The 24,557-nt window shown below is 62.4% G+C and carries 22 protein-coding genes and 4 tRNA genes; 18 read left to right on the plus strand and 8 right to left on the minus strand.

The genetic code is table 11. The features are described from left to right. From nirB to QQK16_RS00225, 11 genes are all read left to right on the plus strand, one after another. Positions 1-2,427, plus strand: coding sequence for a nitrite reductase large subunit NirB (gene nirB / locus QQK16_RS00175; RefSeq protein WP_284194408.1), 2,427 nt, complete (start codon positions 1-3; stop codon positions 2,425-2,427). A gap of 76 nt (positions 2,428-2,503) precedes the next feature. Next, entirely contained in the window at positions 2,504-2,824 is a 321-nt protein-coding gene (gene nirD, locus QQK16_RS00180; protein ID WP_284194409.1) for a nitrite reductase small subunit NirD, read from the plus strand. After that, positions 2,821-3,282, plus strand: coding sequence for a GNAT family N-acetyltransferase (locus tag QQK16_RS00185; protein WP_284194410.1), 462 nt, complete (start codon positions 2,821-2,823; stop codon positions 3,280-3,282). The genes nirD and QQK16_RS00185 overlap by 4 nt, the downstream gene beginning before the upstream one ends. A 4-nt stretch (positions 3,283-3,286) precedes the next feature. Continuing rightward, on the plus strand, positions 3,287-6,004 hold the full coding sequence (locus QQK16_RS00190; RefSeq protein ID WP_284194411.1) for a nitrate reductase: 2,718 nt from the start codon (positions 3,287-3,289) through the stop codon (positions 6,002-6,004). A 20-nt stretch (positions 6,005-6,024) separates the two neighbouring features. Further along, the gene (gene cobA, locus QQK16_RS00195; protein WP_284194412.1) at positions 6,025-6,771 is read left to right on the plus strand and encodes a uroporphyrinogen-III C-methyltransferase; all 747 of its coding nucleotides are present in this window, start codon (positions 6,025-6,027) and stop codon (positions 6,769-6,771) included. Positions 6,772-6,907: 136 nt separating this feature from the next. After that, entirely contained in the window at positions 6,908-7,477 is a 570-nt protein-coding gene (locus QQK16_RS00200) for an NTP transferase domain-containing protein (RefSeq protein ID WP_284194413.1), read from the plus strand. A gap of 223 nt (positions 7,478-7,700) precedes the next feature. Further along, on the plus strand, positions 7,701-8,714 hold the full coding sequence (moaA, locus tag QQK16_RS00205; protein ID WP_284194414.1) for a GTP 3',8-cyclase MoaA: 1,014 nt from the start codon (positions 7,701-7,703) through the stop codon (positions 8,712-8,714). 180 nt (positions 8,715-8,894) lie between these two features. Beyond that, a tRNA-Gly gene (locus tag QQK16_RS00210) sits at positions 8,895-8,970 on the plus strand. A gap of 30 nt (positions 8,971-9,000) precedes the next feature. Then, a tRNA-Gly gene (locus tag QQK16_RS00215) sits at positions 9,001-9,076 on the plus strand. A gap of 24 nt (positions 9,077-9,100) precedes the next feature. Further along, a tRNA-Gly gene (locus QQK16_RS00220) sits at positions 9,101-9,176 on the plus strand. 52 nt (positions 9,177-9,228) lie between these two features. Beyond that, positions 9,229-9,302, plus strand: a tRNA-Cys gene (locus tag QQK16_RS00225). Between the two features lie 336 nt (positions 9,303-9,638). Here the strand turns inward: QQK16_RS00225 and QQK16_RS00230 are convergent. Next, positions 9,639-10,004 (minus strand): hypothetical protein, encoded by a 366-nt coding sequence (locus QQK16_RS00230; protein WP_284194415.1) that lies wholly within the window; start codon positions 10,002-10,004, stop codon positions 9,639-9,641. A gap of 160 nt (positions 10,005-10,164) precedes the next feature. On the opposite strand from QQK16_RS00230, the gene QQK16_RS00235 reads away from it, so the two are divergent. The 3 genes from QQK16_RS00235 (at position 10,165) to QQK16_RS00245 (ending at position 12,180) form a co-directional block, all read left to right on the plus strand. Then, entirely contained in the window at positions 10,165-10,809 is a 645-nt protein-coding gene (locus tag QQK16_RS00235; protein WP_284194416.1) for a YceH family protein, read from the plus strand. A 218-nt stretch (positions 10,810-11,027) separates the two neighbouring features. Then, the gene (gene folE / locus QQK16_RS00240) at positions 11,028-11,747 is read left to right on the plus strand and encodes a GTP cyclohydrolase I (RefSeq protein WP_284194417.1); all 720 of its coding nucleotides are present in this window, start codon (positions 11,028-11,030) and stop codon (positions 11,745-11,747) included. 10 nt (positions 11,748-11,757) lie between these two features. Then, positions 11,758-12,180: a BLUF domain-containing protein gene (locus QQK16_RS00245; RefSeq protein ID WP_284194418.1), complete on the plus strand. Its 423-nt coding sequence runs from the start codon at positions 11,758-11,760 to the stop codon at positions 12,178-12,180. A gap of 36 nt (positions 12,181-12,216) precedes the next feature. On the opposite strand, the gene QQK16_RS00250 is transcribed toward QQK16_RS00245, so the two are convergent. Beyond that, positions 12,217-13,224 (minus strand): nucleoid-associated protein, encoded by a 1,008-nt coding sequence (locus tag QQK16_RS00250; RefSeq protein ID WP_284194419.1) that lies wholly within the window; start codon positions 13,222-13,224, stop codon positions 12,217-12,219. Positions 13,225-13,303: 79 nt separating this feature from the next. Further along, complete coding sequence (locus QQK16_RS00255) at positions 13,304-13,693, minus strand: DUF2185 domain-containing protein (protein WP_284194420.1); 390 nt, start codon at positions 13,691-13,693, stop codon at positions 13,304-13,306. 126 nt (positions 13,694-13,819) lie between these two features. Between QQK16_RS00255 and QQK16_RS00260 the strand changes: the two genes are divergently transcribed. Continuing rightward, a complete protein-coding gene (locus QQK16_RS00260) occupies positions 13,820-14,173 on the plus strand; it encodes a hypothetical protein (protein WP_284194421.1) in 354 nt (117 codons plus the stop codon). 73 nt (positions 14,174-14,246) lie between these two features. On the opposite strand, the gene QQK16_RS00265 is transcribed toward QQK16_RS00260, so the two are convergent. Next, a complete protein-coding gene (locus QQK16_RS00265) occupies positions 14,247-14,657 on the minus strand; it encodes a hypothetical protein (RefSeq protein WP_284194422.1) in 411 nt (136 codons plus the stop codon). Between the two features lie 414 nt (positions 14,658-15,071). Here QQK16_RS00265 and QQK16_RS00270 point away from each other — a divergent pair, with 414 nt between their 5' ends. Then, complete coding sequence (locus QQK16_RS00270) at positions 15,072-16,547, plus strand: inorganic phosphate transporter (RefSeq protein WP_284194423.1); 1,476 nt, start codon at positions 15,072-15,074, stop codon at positions 16,545-16,547. Between the two features lie 678 nt (positions 16,548-17,225). Here the strand turns inward: QQK16_RS00270 and QQK16_RS00275 are convergent. After that, positions 17,226-17,675: a YiiD C-terminal domain-containing protein gene (locus QQK16_RS00275; protein ID WP_284194424.1), complete on the minus strand. Its 450-nt coding sequence runs from the start codon at positions 17,673-17,675 to the stop codon at positions 17,226-17,228. A gap of 117 nt (positions 17,676-17,792) precedes the next feature. Further along, positions 17,793-19,205 carry a DEAD/DEAH box helicase gene (locus QQK16_RS00280; protein WP_284194425.1) on the minus strand — a complete coding sequence of 471 codons (1,413 nt, stop codon included), beginning with the start codon at positions 19,203-19,205 and terminating at the stop codon, positions 17,793-17,795. Positions 19,206-19,408: 203 nt separating this feature from the next. Here QQK16_RS00280 and prmB point away from each other — a divergent pair, with 203 nt between their 5' ends. Further along, positions 19,409-20,314, plus strand: a complete 906-nt coding sequence (gene prmB, locus QQK16_RS00285; RefSeq protein WP_284194426.1) for a 50S ribosomal protein L3 N(5)-glutamine methyltransferase — start codon at positions 19,409-19,411, stop codon at positions 20,312-20,314. A gap of 60 nt (positions 20,315-20,374) precedes the next feature. Here prmB and QQK16_RS00290 read toward each other — a convergent pair whose 3' ends face one another. Further along, positions 20,375-21,883 carry a mechanosensitive ion channel family protein gene (locus QQK16_RS00290; protein WP_284194427.1) on the minus strand — a complete coding sequence of 503 codons (1,509 nt, stop codon included), beginning with the start codon at positions 21,881-21,883 and terminating at the stop codon, positions 20,375-20,377. Between the two features lie 103 nt (positions 21,884-21,986). Here QQK16_RS00290 and QQK16_RS00295 point away from each other — a divergent pair, with 103 nt between their 5' ends. Beyond that, the gene (locus QQK16_RS00295) at positions 21,987-23,231 is read left to right on the plus strand and encodes an EAL and HDOD domain-containing protein (protein ID WP_284194428.1); all 1,245 of its coding nucleotides are present in this window, start codon (positions 21,987-21,989) and stop codon (positions 23,229-23,231) included. Positions 23,232-23,313: 82 nt separating this feature from the next. Here QQK16_RS00295 and QQK16_RS00300 read toward each other — a convergent pair whose 3' ends face one another. Beyond that, entirely contained in the window at positions 23,314-24,498 is a 1,185-nt protein-coding gene (locus QQK16_RS00300) for a branched-chain amino acid ABC transporter substrate-binding protein (protein ID WP_284194429.1), read from the minus strand. Positions 24,499-24,557: the final 59 nt, after the last annotated feature.

Raw genomic sequence — 24,557 nt, forward strand, 5'->3', positions numbered from 1 at the left:
ATGCAAAAGCTAAAACTCGTCATGATCGGCAATGGCATGGCCGGTGTACGGACCCTGGAAGAGCTGCTGGCACTCACCCCCAGCCGTTACGACATCACGGTCTTTGGCGAAGAGCCGCACCCCAACTACAACCGCATCCTGCTCTCGCCCGTGCTGGCCGGCGAGCAAACCGTGCAGGACATCATACTCAACCCGCTGGAATGGTATGCCGAGCAAGGCATTACCCTGCATCTGGGCAAGAAGGTCGTGAAGATAGACCGCAAGAAGCGGGTGGTCTATGCCGCCGACGGCACCGAGGCGGAGTACGACCGGCTACTGATGGCCACTGGCTCCAAGCCCTTTATCCTGCCCGTGCCCGGCAAGGATCTGCCTGGGGTGATCAGCTACCGCGACATCCACGACACCGAGCAGATGCTGGCGGCTGCCCGGCAATACCGCCACGCCGTCGTGATAGGCGGTGGCTTGCTGGGGCTGGAGGCGGCCAATGGCCTGATGCTGCAAGGCATGAGCGTCACCGTGGTGCATCTGGGCGAATGGCTGCTGGAGCGCCAGCTCGACAAGGTGGCCGGGCAGTTGCTGCAGCAATCGCTGGAGCAGCGTGGCTTGCGCTTTGCGCTGCAGGCCCAGACAGCGGCATTGCTGGCTGGCGAATCGGGCCGGGTAAGCGCCGTGCAGCTCAAGGATGGCACCGAGTTGGCAGCCGATCTGGTGGTCATGGCCGTAGGCATACGCCCCAATACCGAACTGGCCGAATCCTGCGGGCTGTACTGCAACCGGGGCATCGTGGTGAACGACACCCTGCAGACTTTCGACCCACGCATCTACGCCGTCGGTGAATGCGTCAACCACCGTGGCATCGCCTATGGCCTGGTGGCGCCGCTATACGAGCAGGCCCGCGTCTGCGCCAACCATCTGGCGGGCTGGGGTTATGGCCGCTATGTCGGTTCGGTGCTGTCGACCAAGCTCAAAGTCACCGGCATCGACCTGTTCTCGGCCGGCGATTTCATGGGTGGCGACGGGCACGAGGAAATCACGCTGTCCGACCCGGTAGGCGGCGTCTACAAGAAGCTGGTGCTCAAGGGTGACAAGCTGGTAGGCGCCTGCCTGTATGGCGACACCGCCGATGGCGCCTGGTACTTCCGGCTACTCAAGGATGAACAGCCCATAGGCGAGATACGCGACCACCTGATGTGGGGCGAGAACAATCTCGGCGACACCGGCCACGCGGGCGAGAACAAGGCGGCCGCCATGGCGGACGAAGCCGAGGTATGTGGCTGCAACGGGGTCAGGAAGATCACCATCGTCAAAGCCATACGCGAGAAAGGCCTCACCACCCTGGACGAGGTCAAGAAGCACACCAAGGCCAGTGGCTCGTGCGGATCCTGCGCTGGCCTGTGCGAGCAGATACTCATGAACGTACTGGGCTCCAGCTTCGATGCCACGCCCAAGACCAAGACAGTCTGCGGCTGTACCGACCGCAACCACCAGGAAGTGCGCGATGCCATCCGCGAGCACCATCTGGTCAGTATTCCGCAGACCATGCAGTTCCTGGAGTGGCGTACACCCAACGGCTGCGCCACCTGCCGGCCAGCGCTCAATTACTACCTGATCGCCACCTGGCCCGGCGAAGCCCGCGACGATCCGCAAAGCCGTTTCATCAACGAACGGGCGCACGCCAATATCCAGAAGGACGGCACTTATTCGGTCGTGCCCCGGATGTGGGGTGGGGTCACCAATGCCAGCGAGCTGCGCCGCATTGCCGACGTGACCGACAAGTACCGCATCCCGCTGGTCAAGGTCACGGGCGGCCAGCGCATCGATCTGCTGGGCGTGAAGAAGGAGGACCTGGTCAATGTCTGGCGCGACCTGGACATGCCCTCGGGCCATGCCTATGGCAAGAGCCTGCGCACGGTCAAGACCTGCGTGGGCAGCGAGTTCTGCCGCTTTGGCACGCAGGACTCCACCCAGATGGGCATAGACCTGGAGCACGACCTGTTCGGCATGTGGAGCCCGCACAAGGTCAAGCTGGCCGTCAGCGGCTGCCCCCGCAATTGTGCTGAATCCGGCATCAAGGATGTTGGCGTGATAGGTGTGGATTCGGGTTGGGAGCTGTATGTGGGCGGCAACGGCGGCATCAAGACCGAGGTCGCCCAATTCTTCGCCAAGGTGGCCAGCCATGCCGAGGTGCTGGAATACAGCGGGGCCTTCCTGCAACTGTACCGCGAAGAGGCCTTCTATCTGGAGCGCACGGTGCACTACCTGCACCGCGTGGGCCTGGAGCACGCCAAGCAGCGCGTGGTGGCGGACGCCGACAACCGCAAGGCCTTGTATGCCCGGCTCAAGTACGCCCTGAGCTTTGAGCAGGACCCCTGGGCAGAGCGCATCCAGGGCGAGCAGAAGCACGAGTTCGAAGCCTTGCCGGCCTGAACCCCACCTGGTTTGCCGTGCCCTTGCGGGCTGCCGCACCACGGCAAACCCAGCCAACCCTACAAGGAACAATCTCATGTCCCACTGGAAAAAAGTCTGCCTGCTGACCGAAATCCCGCCACTGGGCGCCCGCGTGATCCAGCACCCGCAGGGCGATATCGCGGTATTCCGGAACGCCGATGACGAAGTCTTTGCCCTGGAAGACCGTTGCCCGCACAAGGGCGGGCCATTGTCGCAGGGCATTGTCTACGGCAAGACCGTGGCCTGTCCGCTGCATGGCTGGCAGATAGGCCTCGAGTGCGGCACTGCGGCAGCGCCTGACGAGGGCTGCGCCCGCCGCTATGCAGTCAGGCTGGATGGCAACGCCGTGCTGCTGAACACCGAGGCCGCCGCATGAGCACAGGACTGCGGCTGACGGCTGCCTCGCCCAGCCTGCCTGAGGCGCGCCGCTTGATCAGGGCGCTGGACGACTACCTGGCCAGCCTCTACCCCGGCCCGTCCAACCATCTGCTGGATGTGGCCGCGCTGGAGCAGCCGGGCGTGAGCTTCTACCTGGGCTGGTTGGGCGACAAGGCCGTGGCCTGCGGCGCCATTGTGGCCCATGCCGGCTATGTCGAACTCAAGCGCATGTATGTCGACCCGCAGCACCGTGGCCAGGGCATAGCCCGCGCCCTGCTGGCAGCGCTGGAAGCAACGGCCCGCGAGACCGGCAAGGTGCTGGCGCGGCTGGAGACCGGCATCCATCAGGCCGAGGCCATCGCACTGTATCGCGCCTGCGGTTTTGCCGAGCGCACGCCCTTTGGCAGCTATGCCGCCGACCCGCTCAGCCTGTTCATGGAAAAACCCCTGGAGTAAGGCCATGGTCCAGCCCCATATCGTCAAATCCACCTGCTGCTACTGCGGTACCGGTTGCGGCGTACTGATACACACCGATGGCCAGCAGGTACTGCGGGTGGAAGGCGACCCCGAGCACCCGGCCAATCTGGGCCGGCTTTGCATCAAGGGCGCTACCCTGCACCTGACCGATATGCGCACGGGCCGGGCACACTATCCCGAGCTGCGGCAGCAGCGTAACGACAGCAGGCAACGGGTGGTCTGGGATACGGCGCTGGACCACGCAGCCCAGCGCTTTGCCGCCATCATTGCCGAGCACGGCCCCGATGCCGTGGCGTTCTATATCTCCGGCCAGTTGCTGACCGAGGACTACTACGTCTTCAACAAGCTGGCCAAGGGCCTGATCGGTACCAACAATATCGATACCAATTCACGCCTGTGCATGTCCAGCACCGTAGCCGGCTACAAGGCCACCCTGGGGGCCGACGCCCCGCCCTGCAGCTACGAAGACCTGGCGCTGGCCGACTGCCTGTTCATCGCCGGCGCCAACCCCGCCTATGCCCACCCCGTGCTGTTCCGCCGCATCGAGGACGCCAAGACTGCCCGGCCTGACATGAAGATCATCGTGGCCGACCCCAGGCGTACCGACAGCGCCGAACTGGCCGATCTGCACCTGCCCATCCTCCCTGGCACCGATGTCGCGTTGTTCCACGCCATGCTCAATGTGCTGGTCTGGGAGGGCTGGGTAGACGAAGCCTATATCGCCGCCCACACCGAAGGCTTTGCCGAACTCAAGCGCCGTATCCGCGAATACACCCCATGCTTCGCTGCCGACATCTGCGGTATCAAGCCCGAGCAGATCCTGCAGGCCGCCGAATGGTTTGGCCGTTCACCCAGGGCCTTGTCGCTCTGGTGCATGGGGCTCAATCAGTCGGCGCGGGGCACCGACAAGAATGCCGCCCTGATCCACCTGCACCTGGCCACCGGCAAGTTGGGCAAGCCCGGCTGTGGCCCCTTCAGCCTGACCGGCCAACCCAATGCCATGGGTGGGCGAGAGGTAGGCGGCATGGCCAATTTGCTCAGCGGCCATCGCGATCTGGCCAACCCGGCACACCGCGCCGAAGTCGCCGCCCTGTGGCAGGTGCCCGACGTACCCAGCCAACCCGGCAAAACGGCGGTCGAAATGTTTGAGGCCCTGGAAGCGGGCCAGATCAAAGCCGTATGGATAGCCTGCACCAATCCGGCGCACTCCCTGCCCGACACCGCCCAGGTAGCCCGCGCCCTGCAGCAGGCCGAGTTCGTGGTGGTGCAGGAAGCCTATGCCCATACCGACACCACGGCCTATGCCGATCTGCTGCTTCCGGCCTCGAGCTGGGGCGAGAAAACCGGCACGGTCACCAACTCAGAGCGCCGCATCACCCGGCTGCACGCTGCCGTGCCCGCTCCGGGCGAAGCCAGGCATGACTGGCAGATAGCGGTGGACTTTGCCCGCCGGCTGGAGGCCCTGTTGCCCCCCCGCGCAGCGGTACCGCTCTTCCCCTATGCCACGCCAGAGGCCGTGTTTGACGAGCACAAGCGCAGCACGGCAGGCCGCGATCTCGACATCAGCGGCCTGAGCTATGCACTGCTCGATAGCCAAGGCCCGCAGCAATGGCCCTATCCCACCGGTGCGGGAGCTGGCCAGGCCCGGCTTTATGCCGATGGGCGCTTCCCCACCACCAGTGGGCGGGCTCGCTTTGTGGCGGTGGATTACCACCCGGTGGTCGAAAAGACCGATGCCCGCTACCCCTTGCACCTGAACACTGGCCGGCTGCGCGACCAGTGGCACGGCATGAGCCGCACCGGTACGGTCGCCCAGCTGTACAACCAGGTGGAAGAGCCCCTGCTGACGGCCCATCCTGACGACTTGGCACAGGCCAAGCTGGCCAGCGGTGATCTGGCCCGTGTACGCAGCCGGCGGGGAGAGCTGCTGATACGAGTGGAAGCCAGCACCCGCCAGCGTCGTGGCGAGGTCTTCCTGCCCATGCACTGGTCCGGACGCTTTATGGCCGGCCAGGGCAGCAACGCCCTTACCCTGCCCAAGCTAGACCCGCAATCGCGCCAGCCCGAGCTGAAGCACGCCGCCATCAAGCTGGAACGGGTTGAACTGCCTTGGCAGATGGTCGCCATGAAGCAAAGCTCCGATGCGGTGCAGCTGATGCACCGCGCGGCCGACCTGTTGGCGGGCTTCGACTACGGTAGCGTGGGCCTGTTCGGCCACGACCAGCCGGCCGTGATACTGAAGCTGGCTCACCGCAATGCCCCTTCCGCCGAGTTTATCGCCCGGCTTGATGCCGTATTCGGCTTTGACGACCCCATGGCCACACTCAGCTACCGCGACCCCCGCCGTGGTGTGGAAAAGCACGCCGAGATCCGTCTAGGCAGGTTGACTGGCATTCGGCTCACCGGCGAGACCGCCGCACGCGACTGGCTCAAGCAGCTGATCGCCGCCGGCGCCGACGCCGCCAGCCTGCGGCCCTGGCTGCTGGCCCCGCTGGCCGCACCACCGCAGGGCCAGCAAAGCCGCGGTAAGGTTATTTGCAACTGCCTCAATGTATCGGCCGATGAAATTGGCGCCGCACTGAACCAGGGCTGCGATCTGAAAGGACTGCAAACCAAGCTCGCCTGCGGCACCCGTTGCGGCTCCTGCCTGCCCGAACTCAAGCGCATGGTCGGCAGCGCGACGATGGCGGTAGCCGTTTGACCCTTTCCAGGAGTGACACCATGCAAGGCAAGGTCTACCTTATCGGCGCCGGCCCCGGCGATCCCGAACTGCTTACGCTCAAGGCTGCCCGCGTACTGGGTGAATGCGACGTGCTGCTGGTCGATGACCTGGTCAACCGGGCGGTGCTGGCCCATGCCCGTCCCGATGCCAGGCTGATTGAAGTGGGCAAGCGTGGGGGCTGCGTCTCCACGCCGCAGGCCTTCATCACCCGGCTGATGCTGCGCCATGCCCGCCAGGGCAGGATAGTAGGCAGGCTCAAGGGCGGTGACCCCTTCATCTTCGGCCGGGGTGGCGAAGAGATCGAAGCCCTGCGCCAGGCTGGCGTGACCCACGAGGTCATCAATGGCATCACCGCCGGGCTGGCTGCTGCCACGGCTGCCGGCATTCCGCTCACCCACCGCGATTGCTGCCGTGGCGTCACCCTGCTGACCGGCCACACGCAGGAGGGTGGCGAACCCGATTGGGCCGGCTACGCCAGACTGGATACCACCTTGGTGATCTATATGGGCATGCGCCACCTCGACAGCATGGTGCAGGGCTTGCTGCAGGCAGGCCGGGCTGGCCATACCCCTGCCGCCGTCATCGCCCACGCCACCCTGCCGCAGGAGCAGCGCCTCAGCACAACGCTGGCGCGGCTGGCTGACGATGCCCACCGCCATGGCATGGCCAGCCCGGCCATCGTGGTGATCGGCGAGGTAGCCGGCCTGGCCTTGCCGCAAACTGTTGTAAGCATGCTGGCGGCCTGATTTGTACTTCCGGGCACGGTCATTGCGAACTATGATCGTGCAGTGCACCAAAATATAAATAGCAGCTGATTTCTGCACCATAAGCTGCCCTGTCGGCCTCGCCGACGCACCACCCTAGTGCAACAGAGGCTTCATCATGACCATATCGGTACCCTGGCAGCCCGAACTCGATGCGCTTATCCTCTGCGCCAGCGCACAGCGCCCTCATGGTGACAAAGGCCTGAAACTGCATGGCGGCAAACCACTGGTGGTGCACGCCCGCGAGCGGCTGGCACGGCAGAGCTGCCCGGCCGATACCCTCTATGCCAGCACCAACGGCCAGCACGAGGTCTACCAGGGCCTGGGCTTCGAGCCGCTGGCGGATAACTACGAGGGCTGGCCCGGCCCCCTCGCCGCCCTTGAGGCTGCCTTGGCAGCCAGCGATGCCGATTGCCTGCTGGTCATCCCCTGCGACCTACCCGAGCTGCCGGCCGATGCTGCGGCCAAGCTATGGCGCCCCCTGGCCCTCAGCGATGCCCCCTATGCCTATGCCGTCTGCGATGGCGCCGAGCCCTCGGGCGTGTGCCTGCTGACCCATCGCGTTCTGCCTCAGCTGCGCCGCCGGCTGGATGGCCCAAGGGTGGAACTGGTGGAATGGCTACGCGAACCCGGCGGTGTCGCCGTCGCCTTTGCCGATGGCGCCGCCTTCTGCCCGGTGGCCGCCTGATCAACGCGATCAGCCAACAGGCAGATGGAGGCTAGCCTGCTCGCCATCTGGTTGACTCCTGTCAGCGTATGGCTGAGCGGCATGCGTCTGGCCTCTCCACCGTCCAGACTGCGAGCGACACGGCAAGATGACTTTCAACAGACCCCAAGGCAGGGCTCGCACAAGGACGGCCAGCAGGCCTACACTAACGTCATAGAAGGCACTCTTGCCCGACCAAGCCAGTATGAACCCATCGGACACTCCTACCGCCACGGCACACAAGGTACTGATCGACAGCTACGGCCGCCGCATCGATTACTTGCGCCTGAGCGTGACCGACCGCTGCGACCTGCGTTGCAACTACTGCCTGCCCAAGGGCTTCAAGGGCTTTGAGGAGCCGGATCACTGGCTGACCTTTGACGAAATCGAGCGGGTGGTGGGCGCCTTCACCCGCCTCGGCGTGCGGCGGGTCAGGCTTACTGGCGGCGAGCCCTTGCTGCGGCGTGATCTCCCCATACTAGCAGGCAAGCTGAGCGCCCTGCCCGGCCTTCAGGACCTCTCGCTCTCCACCAATGCCACCCAGATGGCCAGGCAGGCACTGGCCCTCAAGGCGGCGGGCATCACCCGCCTCAATGTCAGCCTCGACAGCCTGCAGGGCGAGCGACTGGCCAGCATTGCCGGCCGCGATGTTCTGGCCGACGTATTGGCCGGGCTGGACGCTGCCGCCGCTGCCGGCTTCGCCCCGGTCAAGATCAATATGGTGGTGCAGGCCGGCGTCAATGACGACGAAATCGACGCCATCGTCGCCTATTGCATGGAACGCGGCTTTATTCTGCGCTTGATCGAACTGATGCCGGTGGGCGATACCGGCCGTACCGCCCAATATCTCGATCTGCAAGCCGTAGTGGCCAACCAGGCCCAACGGCTGGGCCTGATTGCCAGCGCTACCGAGCTGGGCGGCGGCCCCGCACGCTACTGGCGCAGCCAGGATGGACGCTTCACCCTGGGCGCCATCACCCCCATCTCGCAGCACTTCTGCGCCAGCTGCAACCGCGTGCGGCTAAGCGTGGACGGCACGCTCTACCTCTGCCTGGGCCAGGACGACAAACTGGCCCTACGCCCCCTACTGCGCGCCGGCATAGACGACGCCGGGCTGGAGGCCGCCATAGTGGGCGCCATCGGCCGCAAGCCCGAACGCCACGAGTTCCGCGAACAGCCCGACAAGATCATCCGCTTCATGTCCGCCACCGGTGGCTGAAACCAACGCCCCAGCAGCAAGAAATCCGCCCCCAATCCACCAGCTAAATGCAGCCCTTTCTGGAACAAGTACTTAGCGCTGCACCGCACCAAACAGGGCAAAAATGCATCCAAAACGCTTGACATGGTTACAACACCCCCTATAATTGCGGCCTTCGCAACACACAACGCGAAAAACAAAGCGGGAGTAGCTCAGTTGGTAGAGCGCAACCTTGCCAAGGTTGAGGTCGAGAGTTCGAGACTCTTCTCCCGCTCCAAACTGTTTAAGCGTGTGTGGTAAGTGCAAAGCGGGAGTAGCTCAGTTGGTAGAGCGCAACCTTGCCAAGGTTGAGGTCGAGAGTTCGAGACTCTTCTCCCGCTCCAGTGCACTTATGCTTGCGATACAATGCGGGAGTAGCTCAGTTGGTAGAGCGCAACCTTGCCAAGGTTGAGGTCGAGAGTTCGAGACTCTTCTCCCGCTCCAGATACCGCAAGAAGGGAAAGCAGCGACTTTCCCTTTTTCGTCTGCAAGTCACGGCGGGTTAGCAAAGTGGTTATGCAGCGGATTGCAAATCCGTCTACATCGGTTCGATTCCGGTACCCGCCTCCAGAAATTGCAAAAGACAAAGCCCGCTACAGCGGGCTTTTTCCTTTGTCCGTGCCTGGCCAATACCTCGGTGACAGCGATCCTTTGCTCCGCAACTCTGCGGCTTGCTCCGCAAAACTACCAAGTTGGGTCCGATAGATCGCCGTTGCGGTCCCGTCCATAGTGGTCGGCCATGCCAAAGTTTGCACGACCAAGCTGCCACTTGTTGTTGCCACTACCTTTCCAGCCTTATCAAACCGCACTCGGAATGCAGTATGGGTCAGCAGCCTGCCCTGTTTCATCGACTAGGCACTTGAGTGCCTTGACCATCTAACCCTTCCAGCGTTGCTCAATGCACGCCTAGTAGCGCCAGTGGCATAGAAACAAGTAGGCGACGGTAATCTGCATGGTCACCACCAGCGCACCACTGGCAATCATGCCGGTGAGCCCGGCCAGCAGACTGGACGCCAGCGGTAGCATCACGCCAGCATGGCCCAGTTGCTCGATCAGGAAGATGCCGCCCAGCAGCAGGAAAAAGATCATCGACCACTTGATGATATAGGCAGGCAGGTACACCCTGTGCTCGCGGTTATAGCGATAGGCCGCCGCCTGCTCCAGCAGGTTGCCCTTGCTGACATCCTTGAACATCCAGAAAGGCCAGAAGTAGAGATAGAGTAAGGCGCTCAGCGAAATGCTCTCTTCTGCATCGCAAGTGGTAGTGGCCATGGCCGTGTCCTCAGAAGGGGCAAGGTGTTTTCTATCAACATGGCTCACGCCGGCACCGTTTGCATGGCCGTTCGGCGGAAAGCTGCAAACTGGCAAACGAGCGCTGATATTGCTGCGCCAGCTTGGCATAATGATGGGCTGTGCCTTTACTGGATGCCCCATGCCTGCCCTGACCGAACTGTCGCTACTGGAAACCCGCGTGCTGGGTGTGCTGCTGGAAAAACAGCGCACCGTACCCGATACCTACCCGCTTTCGCTGAATGCGCTCACTGCAGGATGCAACCAGAAGACCAGCCGTGATCCGGTGCTGGACGCCAGCGAGGCCGATGTGGCCGAAGCCATCGTGAATCTCAAGCGGCAGAGCCTGGTGATGGAAAGCAGCGGCGGCCGCGTCACCCGCTACGCGCACAACTTCGAACGAGGGATAGGCGTGCCCACCCAGGCGGCCGCCCTGCTGACGATATTGATGCTGCGGGGACCACAAACCGCTGGCGAGCTGCGCATCAATTGCGAACGCCTGCACAAGTTTGCCGATATCGGCACGGTAGAGGCCTTCCTGCAGGAGCTGGCCGAACGTGCCGAAGGGCCCTTGGTCACCGAGCTGCCACGCCAGCCGGGCGCCCGCGAGAATCGCTGGGCCCACCTGCTATCGGGCCAGCCCAGTGCAGAGCAGTTGGCAGCCCCCGTCGCCAGCGGCAATACTGCAGGCAGCAATGGATTGGAAGCCCGCGTCAGCCGGCTGGAAGACGAAGTCGCCCAGTTGCGTACGGCGCTTGCGCAACTGCAGGCGGCGCTAGGGAACTGATTAGACCCAGTTTTGTATAGTACAATGTGAGTCACTGGCAAAAACCAGCGTAGCCGGTTCTGGCTAGGCTTGTGAGCGATGGCGCGCGCAGCAGACAATTCGTGGGTACCGCAAGCGCCCGCAACAACGCCAGCAGCTTTCTGTTAGGGGCTCTTATAACAAGAGCAGATTCGCCCGGCGCCGCCCAAGTACAGCAGGCAAACCAAGAGGAAAAACGCGTGAGCAAAGACGCCCCCCAGACTCCGGTCTTCACCGAATACACCCCAGTCTCCAGCCGCATACGCGAGCGCCTGCGCCATGCGCAGCAGCGTTTTCACGCCAATGACAATATCGCCGCTTATATCGAGCCCGGCGAACTGGAAGCCCTGCTGGACGAAGTGGCAGGCAAAATGAAGGGGGTGCTGGAGAGCCTGGTGATCGACACCGAGAGCGACCACAACACCCAGGACACTGCCCGCCGGGTCGCCAAGATGTACCTGAACGAGGTCTTCAAGGGACGCTACGTGGCGCAGCCGCCGGTGACCGAATTCCCCAATGTGGAGCACCTGAACGAGCTGATGATTGTTGGCCCGATCACCGTACGCAGCGCCTGCTCCCACCACTTCTGCCCCATCATCGGCAAGCTGTGGATAGGCGTGATGCCCAACCAGCATTCCAACCTGATCGGCCTGTCCAAATACGCCCGGCTGGCAGAGTGGATCATGACCCGGCCGCAGATACAGGAAGAAGCAGTCACCCAGGTGGCCGATCTGCTACAGGACAAGATGAATCCGGATGGCCTTGCCATCGTGATGGAAGCCGACCACTTCTGCATGACCTGGCGCGGCGTGAAGGACATGGATTCCAAGATGATCAACAGCGTGATGCGTGGCTCCTTCCTCAAGGACCCCAACCTGCGCCGCGAATTCCTGGCCCTGCTTAATAACAAGCGTCCCTGAGGTAACCACCATGCTCGTCCGCCTGCTCTACGCCAGCCGCGCTTCCCAACCGCTTACGCCAGAGATGACCGAATCCATACTGGCCAAATCACGCGCCCACAATAACGACAGCGGCGTGACCGGCATACTCTGCTTTAGCGGTGACATCTTCATGCAGGTACTGGAGGGTGGCCGCCAGCCCGTCTCCGATCTCTATAGCGCCATCATCAGGGACAAGCGGCATCATGATGTGGTCCTGCTGGATTTCGAAGAAATCACCGAACGCCGTTTTTCGGGCTGGACCATGGGCCAGGTCAACCTCGCCAAGGTCAATCCCTGCACCCTGCTCAAGTATTCCGAGAAACCCTGCCTGGACCCCTTCAGCGTCAGCGGGAAGGTCTCGCTGGCCTTGCTCGAAGAGCTGATCGCCACGGCCGCCATCGTCGGGCGCTGAGCGAAGCGTGAATCAGGCACTGCCGGCCAGCAGTGCCTACTCTTCCAGCAGGGCGCGCCTGAGCTGCTCGGGAATGTCATAGAGCACCAGCGTGTCGGTCTTCTTGTCGTAGATCACGGCACCCGAGCGCAGGCTGCTGCGGTCGAATTCTATCTTCCACTTGGGCGCATTGGCCTTGAAGCGCACCAGGGGCTTGATGGCCCGCCGATCCGGCACAAAACCACTGGCCAGCTCCAGCGCCTCTCCCCCCAGGGTGTCGCGCAAACGTTCGGGTGCGTCCGGCCAAACCTGCTGCGCGATCACATCCAGGCTAACCGGCTCACTCTGCTCACCCAGTTCATCCAGGTAACCGTGGGCCCGCTCCATCAACTGGTCGCGCACTGTAGGCTCTAGCTTCTGCGCATCGGCAAACTGGTTCAGGCCCAGCACCAGCTTCTGGGTCTCCTTCAAGGCGATCACCACATCGTTGCAGCCTAGGAACAGCTTGAAGTACTGGGCCACGTCGCCACGGCCTTTCAGAAAGCTGATATAGCGCTCCGCCCCGCGCAGCCAGGCCGTCATGTCCACCCGCCCTGCCACCCGTACGTTGGCCAGGTCCAGATGGATATTGTCGACAATCTCCAGCCCATCGGTAATGGCCGAGCCTACCGCCTCAGTGATCAGCACCACCAGCAGACAGTCCGAGATGCTGTTGTTGATGCGGGCAATCAGGACATACCCCCCGCTTGCCAGCTGCTCCTGGTCTGCCCGCACCTGCAGGTGCTGCATCATCAGGTGCGAAAGGCCGACAAAGTCGAGACTGTGCTCCACCACATGCTGGCGCACGAAGCGCGCCATGGGGAAGTTGTCTTCATCATCCTCAAAACGCCCATAGCCCTTGCCCGGTCTCTCGGCATAGTGCTGGCAGAGGTGATCAACCAGGCGCTGCACCGATTCCGTCACCGGCACGGTCGCGTGGCGCAAGGCCACACTGGCGGGGCCGTGGGGATCCTTGTTGAGCTTGTGGACGATCAGGTCGGTGATGGTGTGCTGGAGTAGGGTCATGCAGGCGGCTCAGGTCTGTAGCGAGCTGCATTTTCGCATGCGCCGGCCTGGGCCGGCAGCACGATGCGCGTAAAGCGAGTTATTCGCTCACGTCATAGAAAGTATCGCCCTCATCACCCTTGTCGAAAGCCGCACCTGCTGGCGAGGCCAGCAAGGGGATGATGGTCTCGTCGTAGTTGGCGATCACATTGACGTCGAGCAGGCTGAAATTCTTGGGATTATCGATATAGGCATCGCTCTCGTTGCCCGCAAAAAAACGCCAGCCGCTGTCGTGTTCATCCTCTGGCTCATCACGATACATATAGCCAACCGGGTAACCCTCTACCGTAATCATGTCCGTCACCATGGCCAGGCCATAGCCCACTGCGAGGTCACGGATTTGGCTCTTGTCCAGCTTGTAGTGCTTCATGGCATTGGCCTTTCCTGTTATGTCCAGGCTCAGGATACGCAAGCGGCGCGACCGCGTCATGCCCTCCACTGGCAATCGCGCTAAAGTTTTCCAGCCAGTTTCCGATAAGTCACTCAACAGGCAGCACTTTATCGCTGCACAGTATGGGCCGGCACAACCGGTAATCGACAGACAAAGGAGCGCGACGTGTTGGTGGTGCGCAAAATAGGCGAAGGCAGCAATATGCAGGAGCGGGTGCAAAGCCACTATGGCCGCAGCATCGCCGCCAGCGAACTGCCGCCCGCCACTGCCGCAGACCATCCTTCACGCCAACCAGCACTGCAGGCCGCCACCAACCCAGGTTGGCAGGCCGCCCTGGCAGATGCCATGGCCCGCACCGGCGCCCTGGCCGAAGTGCAAGCCGCCCTGCGCGAGCAGGAACGCCTGCTGGCTGAGCGCGAACGCCAGCTGGCCCAGCGCGAACAAGCCATGCAGCCACGCCAGGCCCAGGCCGACGAACTATTCGGCTGGCGCACCATGCTCTACGGTACGGGACGCTGATCGACGCTAGCCCAACAGCAAAAAGGCCAGTCCACCAGACTGGCCTTTTTGCTGACTAACCATCACGATTACCTCAGCGTCGCGCATTCCAGATCGCAAACATCACTACCGCCACCACCGGCAACCACAAGGGCGAGAACGCCAGCAGCACCGCCCCCAGCGCAACGGCCACAGCCAGCACCGCCACCACGGTCGCGCCTGCCACCACCACCAGGGCAGCCACAATGGCAAAAGCCACTGCCAGGGCACCCACGATGACACCCAGCACCCCCAGCGAGACGGCAGCCACGCCCCCCAGGGGCTCTCCGTTGATATCCATGCTGAACTGGGTATTGCCACTCGCCCCCAAGGCCAATATGGCGGCGCTCAATACCACACACAGCAGTGCCAGCAACATCACCAGGCGCATCTTGCCGCGCTTCTTGGCGGGTGGCACGCTGGCCGCATCGGCATCGTTATCAAACTGCATGGTTGCTGCGCTCATCTTGTTCTCCTGATCTTGTCCCCAGACTGGCCTTGCTGGCCGGTCTCCATGTCCCAGAGATTAGGCCTGGCCGGCAGCCGCAACGAGCGGGTCACGACACGGTGCAGAATTCGCAGGATGAAATACCGCCAAACCGGACAGGCGTAGGGTCCAATGCCACCCAGACAGGCTGCAGCAAGGTCGCCTAGCCCCGCAATCGCACAGACCAACCAGCACAACGCAATCGCTGGCGGTGGTGTTGGGGTATGGACTAGTCACACCCCATGGACCAGGAACTAACCACACCCTGCCCGACAACCATGCCTGGCGGCGCCCCGGTCCCACGCTCTAGTGGTGCCAGCGTTGAGTATGCTAAGCGGAACAAGGCCATACCTGCGATAATCCGGCCCGTCATCAAATTGTCACCAAATAGTCATGTTCGATTTCTTTACAGGGCTGGATTTCTGGGTAGCCGCCAGCCTGGTACTCGCCTTTGCCTTCGTGATGGCCTTTGAGTTCATCAATGGCTTCCATGACACGGCCAACGCGGTCGCCACCGTCATCTATACCAAGGCCATGCCGCCCAAGCAGGCAGTGGTCATGTCCGGCATATTCAACTTCCTTGGCGTACTGCTGGGCGGTGTGGGGGTGGCCTATGCCATCGTGCACCTGCTGCCGGTAGACCTGCTGATCAATGTGAACACCGGCCAGGGCCTTGCCATGGTGTTCTCGCTGCTAAGCGCCGCCATCATCTGGAACCTGGGTACCTGGTACTTCGGCATCCCGGCATCCAGCTCGCACACGCTGATCGGTTCCTTGCTGGGTGTTGGCATGGCCAATGCCCTGATCTCGGGCATTCCGTTGGCCGAGGGCATCAACTGGAAGAAGGCCATTGATATCGCCGTCTCGCTGGTGCTTTCACCGACCGCCGGCTTTCTCCTGGCAGCACTCCTGCTGCTGGGCTTCCTGAAATTCCTGCCTCGATCCAAGATGCACAAGACGCCCGACACCCGCAAGATGGTGGACGGCAAGAAGCATCCTCCGTTCTGGAGCCGCCTCACCCTGGTGCTGTCGGCCATGGGCGTCAGTTTTGTACACGGCTCCAACGATGGCCAGAAAGGCATCGGCCTGATGATGCTGGTGCTGATCGGCATCGTCCCGGCACATTTCTCGCTGGATGTGGGCAGTACCAAGTATGAGATAGAACGTACCCGCGAAGCCGCCGTTTACCTGCAGAAGTTCTACCAAGCCAATGAATCCAGGCTGACCCAGCGCATCAGCGCCGGCCAGGTCAATGGCAGCGAAATGCCGGCCAAGTTCAAGTGCGAACCCGCTGCAACCCAGCAGACCATAGGCAGCCTGTTGACCATTATCGGCACGGTGCGCAGCTATGACGAGCTGGCCCCCGAGACCCGCTCGCAGGTTCGCCGCTACCTGCTTTGCCTGGACGATACCGCCAAGAAGATCTCTAAGCTGCCCGGCCTCAGCAGTGACGAGAAGAACGATCTGGCCAAGCTGCGCAAGGATCTGACCACCACTACCGAGTACGCCCCTGTCTGGGTTATTGTGGCTGTGGCCCTGGCACTGGGCATAGGCACCATGGTGGGCTGGAAGCGCGTGGTGGAAACCGTGGGTGAGAAGATCGGTCGCCAGGGCATGACCTATGCCCAGGGTATGAGCGCCCAGATCATCGCCGTGATCGCCATCGGCATGGCCAATGTGTTCAGCCTGCCCGTCTCTACCACCCATGTGCTGTCATCCGGGGTGGCAGGCACTATGGTAGCGAACCGCTCCGGCCTGCAAGGCGGTACGGTGCGCAACATCCTGATCGCCTGGGTGCTGACGCTGCCTGTGTCCATCTGCCTGTCGGCCGGGTTGTTCTGGTTGGCGACCACCTTGTTCGTCAAGTAATACGCACTGCCGTGCGATAAAGAGCCCACCGTGCGCGGTGGGCTTTTTCTTGGCCTCCAGGGCCCAGCCATGTAAACCCGCCACAGTTGCTCAGTAGCACTCAACCGTACCCGAGCTACCGATGGTACGACAACCGATGACGGCAGCGAGCTGGTCGGCTCGGCGCCATGGCAGAATTTGCGCCGACGTCCATGGGCAGTCTTGCCGCCTCCGGCGCCGAGCTAGCGAGCGCGCCGATACTGATCGCGGTCTCGCAGCCCTAAAGCCAGAACGGGCCGCACATCGCAGCCCTTTGAGTAATAGCCCTGCCCCGCAAAGCAGCAAGAAGCGGCGACTGGGTAACTTTGAGCCACCGCAGGTTAGATCATGGCTTCCCTGATCCTGTGTTCCCCGCACCCGCTGGATGAACCGGTGCATGCGCCATGCTTAAGTTTTTTGCTCCGTTGGCACATGGCGCCGCCATCGATCTTTCGAAAGGGAGTTGGGCAGCAAGCCCACGATGGCGGCGCCAATTCGGGCATCGCTTCCCTTGCAAGCAGTTGCAAGGAGAAAGCAAGCCCTAGCCATGAGATAGGACTGTGCTTTGGGCTAGAAGTGCCGCTGAAGTTATCTGTACAAGTACCACACTAGGCCGGGCTCGCCACTACGCCGGCTGCCCTGTCGGCTAGCCCCTGCTCATTACCCCGCCCTGCGTGCCACGTATTCGCCCTCATAGCGTGCTACCAGCATGCCATTGCAGTGCAGCGCCACAGCTACTGCCAGGCGCGCCAGCCCCTTGCGAGCGTACATGCGCTGGAAGCGTTCCAGTTCGTTGGTGTCGGGCAGTTGCGCCTCGGCAGAAAAGTCTGCGGTGATGGGCAGCAGGTAGTGGGTTTCGCCTCTCTGCACCATGATATCGACCTGCTCGGTCACGCCTGCCTTATCCAACTGCCGTTGGGTCTCAACCCAGCCTGCCAGGGTAGCGAGGGCAGCCACGCTGCCGCCAAATCCGGTGCCCTTGTCGTTAACATTGGGCGCCAGCGGTACGCGCAGTTGCTGGCGGCCATCAGCGAGCGGGGTGACGCTTACCTGCATGGCGGTGGCCAGGGGGATGGAGCTGTGTAGCAGGACGTGCCAATCTCGAATCATAGGGTGCGGGCCAAGAGCCTGTTCAAAGAAGGTCGTTAACCACACGCAGTCTACCCGCTACCAGCCGCCAGAAAAACCAAGGGCGCCATTTCGGCGCCCCGGTTGGGTACAACGGACTTACTTCTGCACTGCGTAGCGCGGTGGCAACAGCAGCGCCGGCAGTTCGCGCACCACATTGGGCCCGCGATGGAAGTGGGTATGGCCTACGCCACCCACTCGGCCACCCAGGGCAGCAGGGGCTTCGCGGTTGCGGCCTTCCACCAGCGGCGTTTCTATCTGCATGATATCGCTGCGGCGACCACCTTCACGCGGCGTACGCGGCTCGCGCTCAGCCCTGGGCTCGCGGCTTTCACGGTATTCCCGCTGTGGCCGCTCACGCGTTTCGCTGGTGGAGAACTGGCCGGGCACGGGGGTAACTTCCATGGCCTTGTTGGTCAGCTTGCGTATCAGTACGGCCGACTTTTCCTCGTCCGGCCCGACCAGCGAGATGGCGATGCCGCTGGCGCCCGCACGGCCTGTACGGCCAATACGATGCACATAGTCTTCCGGGTTGGTCGGCATCTCAAAGTTCACCACAAAGGGCAGCTCCGAGATATCCAGGCCACGGGCGGCCACATCGGTCGCCACCAGTACGCGCAGGGTGCCTTCCTTGAAGGCGGCCATGGTTTCCAGCCGCGATTGCTGTGTGCGATCGCCGTGGATGGCTTCGCAATTGAAGCCATCGCGCTTCAGCTCGCGGGCCAGGCGCTCGGCCATCAGCTTGGTGCGGGTAAAGACAATCACCTGCCCCATATTGTGATGGCGTATCAGGTGGGCCAGCACCCGGCGCTTCTTCTCGGGCTCGACCGCATGCAGATGCTGCTCCACCGATTCATTGGCGGCATTGCGACGTGCCACCTCGATGAACTCGGGCTGGCGCATGAAGTCTTCCGACAGCTTTTTGATCTCGGGCGCAAACGTGGCCGAGAACAGTAGTGTCTGCCGGCGTGCCGGCAGCAGGCTCAGTATGCGGCGGATATCCAGGATAAAGCCCATGTCCAGCATACGGTCGGCTTCGTCCAGCACCAGCATCTCAACCTGCGACAGATCAATGGACTTGCCCTGCACATGGTCCAGCAGGCGGCCAGGCGTGGCCACCACAATCTCGGAACCACGGCGCAGCGATTCGGTCTGTGGCTTCATGTCCACGCCGCCAAACACGGCGGTGGCACGCAGCGGCAGGTACTTGGCATAGGTGGTGACGCTCTCGAACACCTGGTCGCACAGCTCGCGGGTGGGCGTGAGTATCAGAGCGCGTACCGGATGCCGGGCCGGCGATGCGCTGGTATTGGCATAGGGCTGCAGTTTGTGCAGCAGGGGCAGCGTAAAGGCGGCCGTCTTGCCGGTACCGGTCTGGGCGCCCGCCATGACGTCGCGGCCACTCAGCACCACAGGAATGGCACGGGCCTGCACCGGCGTCGGGTCGGTATAGCCGGAATCGAGTACGGCGCGAAGAATCTCGGCATGTAAGCCGAGGGTGTCGAAAGACATTGCGGATAAATCTCCAATGACAAAAGCGGGTGGCCGAATGCTTCGGACGCCCGTGAGGGCTGAACTATACGCCTGTCATGGCCGCAATGAAACCGCTAAGCCACGAATTTCAAAGGAAAATCCGACCTGGGTAGCCGGTTTGCCGCGAACTGTCGCCTGGGCTCGCGTAGAATGCTGCTTTTACGCTACTGCAAAGCCCCACCATGTACGACGCCGCACGCGCCCATCTGCACACCGTTAGAGACCTGCTGCGCTTTGCCGTATCGCGCTTTCAGGAGGCCGAGCTGTTCTTTGGTCACGGCAATGCCACAGCCTGGGATGAGGCGGCTTACCTGACCCTGCATACCCTGCACCTGCCCTTGCACCAGCTCGATCCCTACCTGGATGCACGCCTGCTGCCGACGGAGATAGACGCCGTACTGCAGCAGATCGAGGCACGCGTCACCACCCGCAAACCGGCAGCCTACCTCACCCAGGAGGCCTGGCTGGGCGACTACCGATTCTATGTGGACGAGCGCGTCATCGTGCCACGTTCCTTTATAGCGGAACTGCTGCCCCATGCGCTGGAGCCGTGGATCGAATATCCCGAGCTGGTCCACCGTGCCTTGGATCTCTGCACCGGCTCCGGCTGCCTGGCCATCCTGCTGGCCGAGCACTACCCCGACGCCGAGGTGGATGGTGTGGACCTGTCCACCGAGGCGCTGGAAGTGGCCGCCATCAACGTCGAACAGTATGGCCTGCAAGACCGCGTGCGCCTGCTGGAATCCGACCTGTTCACCGCAGTCGAGGGTGAGACATACGACTTGATCGTCTCCAACCCACCCTATGTCGATGCCCCATCGGTCGCGGCCTTGCCCGATGAATACCTGCACGAGCCCGAGTTGGCGCTGGGCAGTGGCGAAGATGGCCTGGATGCCACGCGCGCCATCATCGAAAACGCCAGCCGCCTGCTCAACCCGCATGGCGTGCTGGTGGTGGAAATGGGCCACAATCGCGAAGCGCTGGAACCGCAGTACCCGGCACTGGCGTTCCACTGGTTGGCCACCAGCAGCGGCGATGGTTTTGTCTTTCTGCTGACGCGCGAGCAACTGGTCGAAGCCGGGTTCTGATTCCGGCCCCAGCAGCGCCCTGGCCGTTGGCGCGCGGGCAGCACCAGCCAGCCGGTACGGCTACAGGCCAAAGAACCGCCGTATCCGGTCCAGCACTTCGGCCTGATGCGGCACCACCGGCACAGTAGCAAGGTCGCGGGCATGCAGCTGGTTCTCCGCCAGGCGCTCCGCCAGTATCCGTGACAAGGCATCGGCCAGCGCTGGCCGCGCAGTCAGTATGGCCTCAAAGCCAGCGCGGTCCAGCCGATAGCATTCCACATAGGTCGCCGCCACCACCGTAGCCGTACGCGGCGCGCCTGTCATCAGGCCCATTTCGCCAAAGAACCCGCCTGCCTTGAGGTGGCCCAGCAAATCCGCACCCGGTGCCTGGTAGTTGCGCCAGACATCCACCTCACCCAGGGTCAGGATATACAGCCAGTGCGCCACGGCCCCCTGCCGGCTGATCACATCACCACTCTCGAACGGCGCGAACCGCAGTTGCTCTGCCAGGTGCCTGCGTTCCTCGTCGGTAAAGTCATTGAACAGCGAAACACACTCCAGCGCCCGCAAGCGCCGGCTGATATCGGTCTCCTGCCGCTGCGCCGCCGTCTTGTCGTTGTCCTTGGTCATCAGCACGTTGTGGCTGGGGCTGGCCAACGGTATGCCGTGGCGCACCAGGGCAGTGATCAGATGCGCCCGGACTTGAGAATCGGTCGGGTCATCCTGGGCAAAATCCGTCATCCAGTAACGCATGGCATAGCGCGCTATGCCGTCCCTGGCCTCCATCAGCACCGCGCCGGGCGGCGGCTCGGTCGATACGCCAGCGATATGCGCGTCCTGCACGGCCTGCTGCATCAGGGCAATCACCATGCTGGGCGGATGGTCCCAGGCGATATCCAGCCACACCCAGCGGCGCCACTCCAGGCCATGACCATTGAAGCGCTTGCCTATCACCTGGAAGCTGTTCTTCATGAGCCAGGCATTGGGTATCACCACCGTCTCGCCATTGCGGGTTTCGATCAGTGTGGAGCGCCACCCTACCTGCAACACCTTGCCAGAGTAGTCATGCAACTTCACCCACTGCCCCAGTTGCAGCGAGTCATCCAGCTGCAGGGCGATGCCTGACAGGATATTGCCAAGGGTATCCTGCATGGCAAAGGCCACCACCGCCGTGATCACCGCCGAGGTCGTTACCAGTTGCGACAGGTCCAGCCCTGCATAGCGCAGCCGCACCAACCCCCAGGCCAGGTAGCCCAGCATCACCAGCACGTCTTCCAGTATCCGCGGCGGTTCTACGCCCAGCGCCCTCAGCAGCAGGCGGAACAAGGCCAGGCCAAACAGGCGGATGATGATCAGCCCCAGCAGGATGGTAAATATCTCGCGCAGCACTGCCCCACCCTGCGGAAAACCCATGCCGGCCAGGCCGCTGCTGAACCACAGGCCCATCGCTCCCAGCATCAGGTAGAGCAGCGTCAATCCCACATTGCGCCGCTCGTCCGGCCGAAAGCGGTACAGCGCCAGGAGCAGACCCGAGCAGATAACGAAGAGGTAAGGCCATTCCTGGCGGGCGAGGTGTTCGAGCGTAAGCATGTTTGCGACAAGCAGGTGTTCTGTACTCAGGATAGGCCATGCAATGGCCCGGCGAGTGCGGCGTAATTTGCTAGGATGAAATGACACCCGCCAAACAGATGCCATGCCAGCCCCACAATTCTTTCTCGGACGTCAGCCCATAGTCGGCCGCCAGCGCGAACTGGTGGCCTATGAGTTGCTGTTCCGCACCAGCCAAGAAAACAGCGCCAGTGTAGAGGATGACGTCGTCGCCAGCGCCGCTGTGATGCAACATGCGTTTTCCGGACTGGGCCTGCAATCGGTGCTGGAAGACAAGCTGGGCTTTATCAACCTGTCCGCCCCCCTGCTGTGCAGCGATGTCATCGAGATACTGCCACGTGAGCGAGTGGTACTGGAGATACTGGAGACCGTGGAGCTGACCCCCGCCGTCATCGAGCGCTGCCGTGCCCTCAAGGCCGCTGGCTACCGGCTGGCGCTGGACGATGTGATACGGTTTGACGAAGCCCAGAAGGCCATCCTGCCGCTAGTCGAAGTAGTGAAACTGGACGTGCTGGCCATGCAGGCGCGCGAGACCGAGCAACTGGTTCGTGCGCTCAAACCTTATGGCGTCAAACTGCTGGCCGAGAAAGTAGATTCCACCCTGCAACGTGATTTCTGTCACGAGCTGGGCTGCGATCTGTTCCAGGGCTACTATTTTGCCCGCCCCACCATACTCAGCGGCAAGCCAGTGCAGCCCTCGGCCATGCTGCTGCTCAAGCTGCTGAGTCAGGTGGCCGCCGATGCCGATACGCAGGATCTGGAAGACACCCTCAAGCATGCGCCCGATCTGACCGTACACCTGTTGCGCCTGGTCAACTCGGTGGCATTTGGCCTGCCCCGCAAGATATCCAGCGTGCGCACCGCGCTGACCCTGCTGGGTCGGGCGCAATTGCATCGCTGGGTGCAGATCATGGTGTTCGCCCAGCAATCCTCCACCCACACGGCGGCCGACCCGCTGGTGCAAACCGCCGCCGTGCGCGGCCACCTGATGGAACGCCTGACCCAGACCCTGCGGCCCGGCGACGAGCTGCTGGCCGACCGCGCCTTCATGGTAGGCATGCTGAGCCTGATCGATGCCCTGTTCGGCAAGCCCATGGAAGACGTGCTCAAGCCACTCAACCTGGAAGACACCGTACACGAGGCCCTGCTTAACCGCGGGGGCTGGATAGGCTATCTGCTGCGTCTGGTCGAGGGCATAGAACTGGCCGACCGCAATGTGACCCTCACCCTGCTGGGCGGGCTGGAAAACCTGAGCCTGGATACCCTCAATCGCCTTCAGATCGAAGCCATGAGCTGGGCCGCCCGCCTGGGCCGCGACGAAGAAGCCTGACTCACCCCCTACTCAGGCCATGTACCATGAAAAACGCGAGGTCCATGCCTCGCGTTTTTCGTACTGTTGTGAGGCCAAGCGCTTACTTGGCGCCCACCGTCTCCAGCACCGTCCACTTGCCGCCCACAACCTTGTAGATGGTGATGCCACCGTCTTTCAGATCGCCCTTGTCGTCAAAGGCAATGGCGGCTGCCGTCACACCGGCATAGCTTTCCTTGGCCAGCACCGGCAGGTAGACCTTGGGGTCCACCGAATTGGCCTTCTTCATGGCGTTGATCAGTTGGCGGGTGGAGTCGTAGCCATAGGGCGTGTAGATCTCCATTTCCTGGTACTTGGCCTTGTAGCGAGTCTCGAAATCCTTGCCGCCGGGCATCTGCTCCATCGGCAGCCCAGCCAGCGAGGCAATGCTGCCTTCCGCGTCCTTGCCTGCCAGTTGCACAAAGTTGTCAGTACGGGTCATCTCGCCCGATACCAGCGGCGCCTTCAGGCCCAGGCGCTTGAGCTGTATGGCCATGGGGCCGGACTGCGCATCAGCGCCGCCGTAGAAGATGATGTCCGGATTGCTGCCCTTGATGGCGGTCAGGATGCTGGCAAAGTCGGTGGCCTTGTCATTGGTGAATTCGCGCTTCACGATCTCGCCACCCGCTGCCTTGGCGGCCTTCTCGAACTCATCGGCCAGGCCCTGGCCATAAGCGGTACGGTCGTCAATGATGGCGATCTTCTTGGCGCCCAGCTTCTCCACCGCGTACTTGCCCACCACACCGCCCTGCTGGGTATCGTTGGTCAGCGAACGGAAGGTGGTCTTGAAGCCTTGCTGGGTATAGGCGGGTGCCGTTGCCATGGCAATCTGTGGAATACCGGCATCGGAATACACCTTGGAGGCCGGGATGGAGGTACCCGAGTTGAAGTGGCCAATAACCCCAGCCACACCACTGTCCACCAGCTTCTGTGCCACCTGCGCACCGGCCTTGGGGTCAGCCTGGTCGTCTTCTGCCAGCAATTCGAACTTCACCTTCTTGCCGCCGATTTCGGGGTTGAGGGCGTTCTCGTCGTCTATGCCCATCTGCACACCGTTCTGGTAACCCTTGCCATAATGGGCCTGGGGTCCAGTCAAGGGGGCGGCAAAGCCGATCTTGACGACTTGTACTTCAGCACCAGCAGGCGCGCCTGCCTCGGCGGCGGGGGCGTCTTCCTTCTTGCCACAGGCACTCAGTGCCATTGCAACAGCAGCGGAAAGGGCAAATACACGGGTCTTGTTCACAGTCATCCTCGTTATGCTTGTGCAGTCCGCCAGGCTGCGTGGGTAGTAGCGGCTGGTGTCGCGTG

The organism is Chitinimonas prasina, assembly GCF_030160395.1.
Taxonomy (GTDB): domain Bacteria; phylum Pseudomonadota; class Gammaproteobacteria; order Burkholderiales; family Chitinimonadaceae; genus Chitinimonas; species Chitinimonas prasina.

Coding starts and splice junctions, on each gene's coding strand:
- nirB (WP_284194408.1), top strand. CDS start 1: ATGCAAAAGCTAAAACTCGTCATGATCGGCAATGGCATGGCCGGTGTA.
- nirD (WP_284194409.1), top strand. CDS start 2,504: ATGTCCCACTGGAAAAAAGTCTGCCTGCTGACCGAAATCCCGCCACTG.
- QQK16_RS00185 (WP_284194410.1), top strand. CDS start 2,821: ATGAGCACAGGACTGCGGCTGACGGCTGCCTCGCCCAGCCTGCCTGAG.
- QQK16_RS00190 (WP_284194411.1), top strand. CDS start 3,287: ATGGTCCAGCCCCATATCGTCAAATCCACCTGCTGCTACTGCGGTACC.
- cobA (WP_284194412.1), top strand. CDS start 6,025: ATGCAAGGCAAGGTCTACCTTATCGGCGCCGGCCCCGGCGATCCCGAA.
- QQK16_RS00200 (WP_284194413.1), top strand. CDS start 6,908: ATGACCATATCGGTACCCTGGCAGCCCGAACTCGATGCGCTTATCCTC.
- moaA (WP_284194414.1), top strand. CDS start 7,701: ATGAACCCATCGGACACTCCTACCGCCACGGCACACAAGGTACTGATC.
- QQK16_RS00230 (WP_284194415.1), bottom strand. CDS start 10,004: ATGGCCACTACCACTTGCGATGCAGAAGAGAGCATTTCGCTGAGCGCC.
- QQK16_RS00235 (WP_284194416.1), top strand. CDS start 10,165: ATGCCTGCCCTGACCGAACTGTCGCTACTGGAAACCCGCGTGCTGGGT.
- QQK16_RS00245 (WP_284194418.1), top strand. CDS start 11,758: ATGCTCGTCCGCCTGCTCTACGCCAGCCGCGCTTCCCAACCGCTTACG.
- QQK16_RS00250 (WP_284194419.1), bottom strand. CDS start 13,224: ATGACCCTACTCCAGCACACCATCACCGACCTGATCGTCCACAAGCTC.
- QQK16_RS00255 (WP_284194420.1), bottom strand. CDS start 13,693: ATGACGCGGTCGCGCCGCTTGCGTATCCTGAGCCTGGACATAACAGGA.
- QQK16_RS00265 (WP_284194422.1), bottom strand. CDS start 14,657: ATGAGCGCAGCAACCATGCAGTTTGATAACGATGCCGATGCGGCCAGC.
- QQK16_RS00270 (WP_284194423.1), top strand. CDS start 15,072: ATGTTCGATTTCTTTACAGGGCTGGATTTCTGGGTAGCCGCCAGCCTG.
- QQK16_RS00275 (WP_284194424.1), bottom strand. CDS start 17,675: ATGATTCGAGATTGGCACGTCCTGCTACACAGCTCCATCCCCCTGGCC.
- QQK16_RS00280 (WP_284194425.1), bottom strand. CDS start 19,205: ATGTCTTTCGACACCCTCGGCTTACATGCCGAGATTCTTCGCGCCGTA.
- prmB (WP_284194426.1), top strand. CDS start 19,409: ATGTACGACGCCGCACGCGCCCATCTGCACACCGTTAGAGACCTGCTG.
- QQK16_RS00290 (WP_284194427.1), bottom strand. CDS start 21,883: ATGCTTACGCTCGAACACCTCGCCCGCCAGGAATGGCCTTACCTCTTC.
- QQK16_RS00295 (WP_284194428.1), top strand. CDS start 21,987: ATGCCAGCCCCACAATTCTTTCTCGGACGTCAGCCCATAGTCGGCCGC.
- QQK16_RS00300 (WP_284194429.1), bottom strand. CDS start 24,498: ATGACTGTGAACAAGACCCGTGTATTTGCCCTTTCCGCTGCTGTTGCA.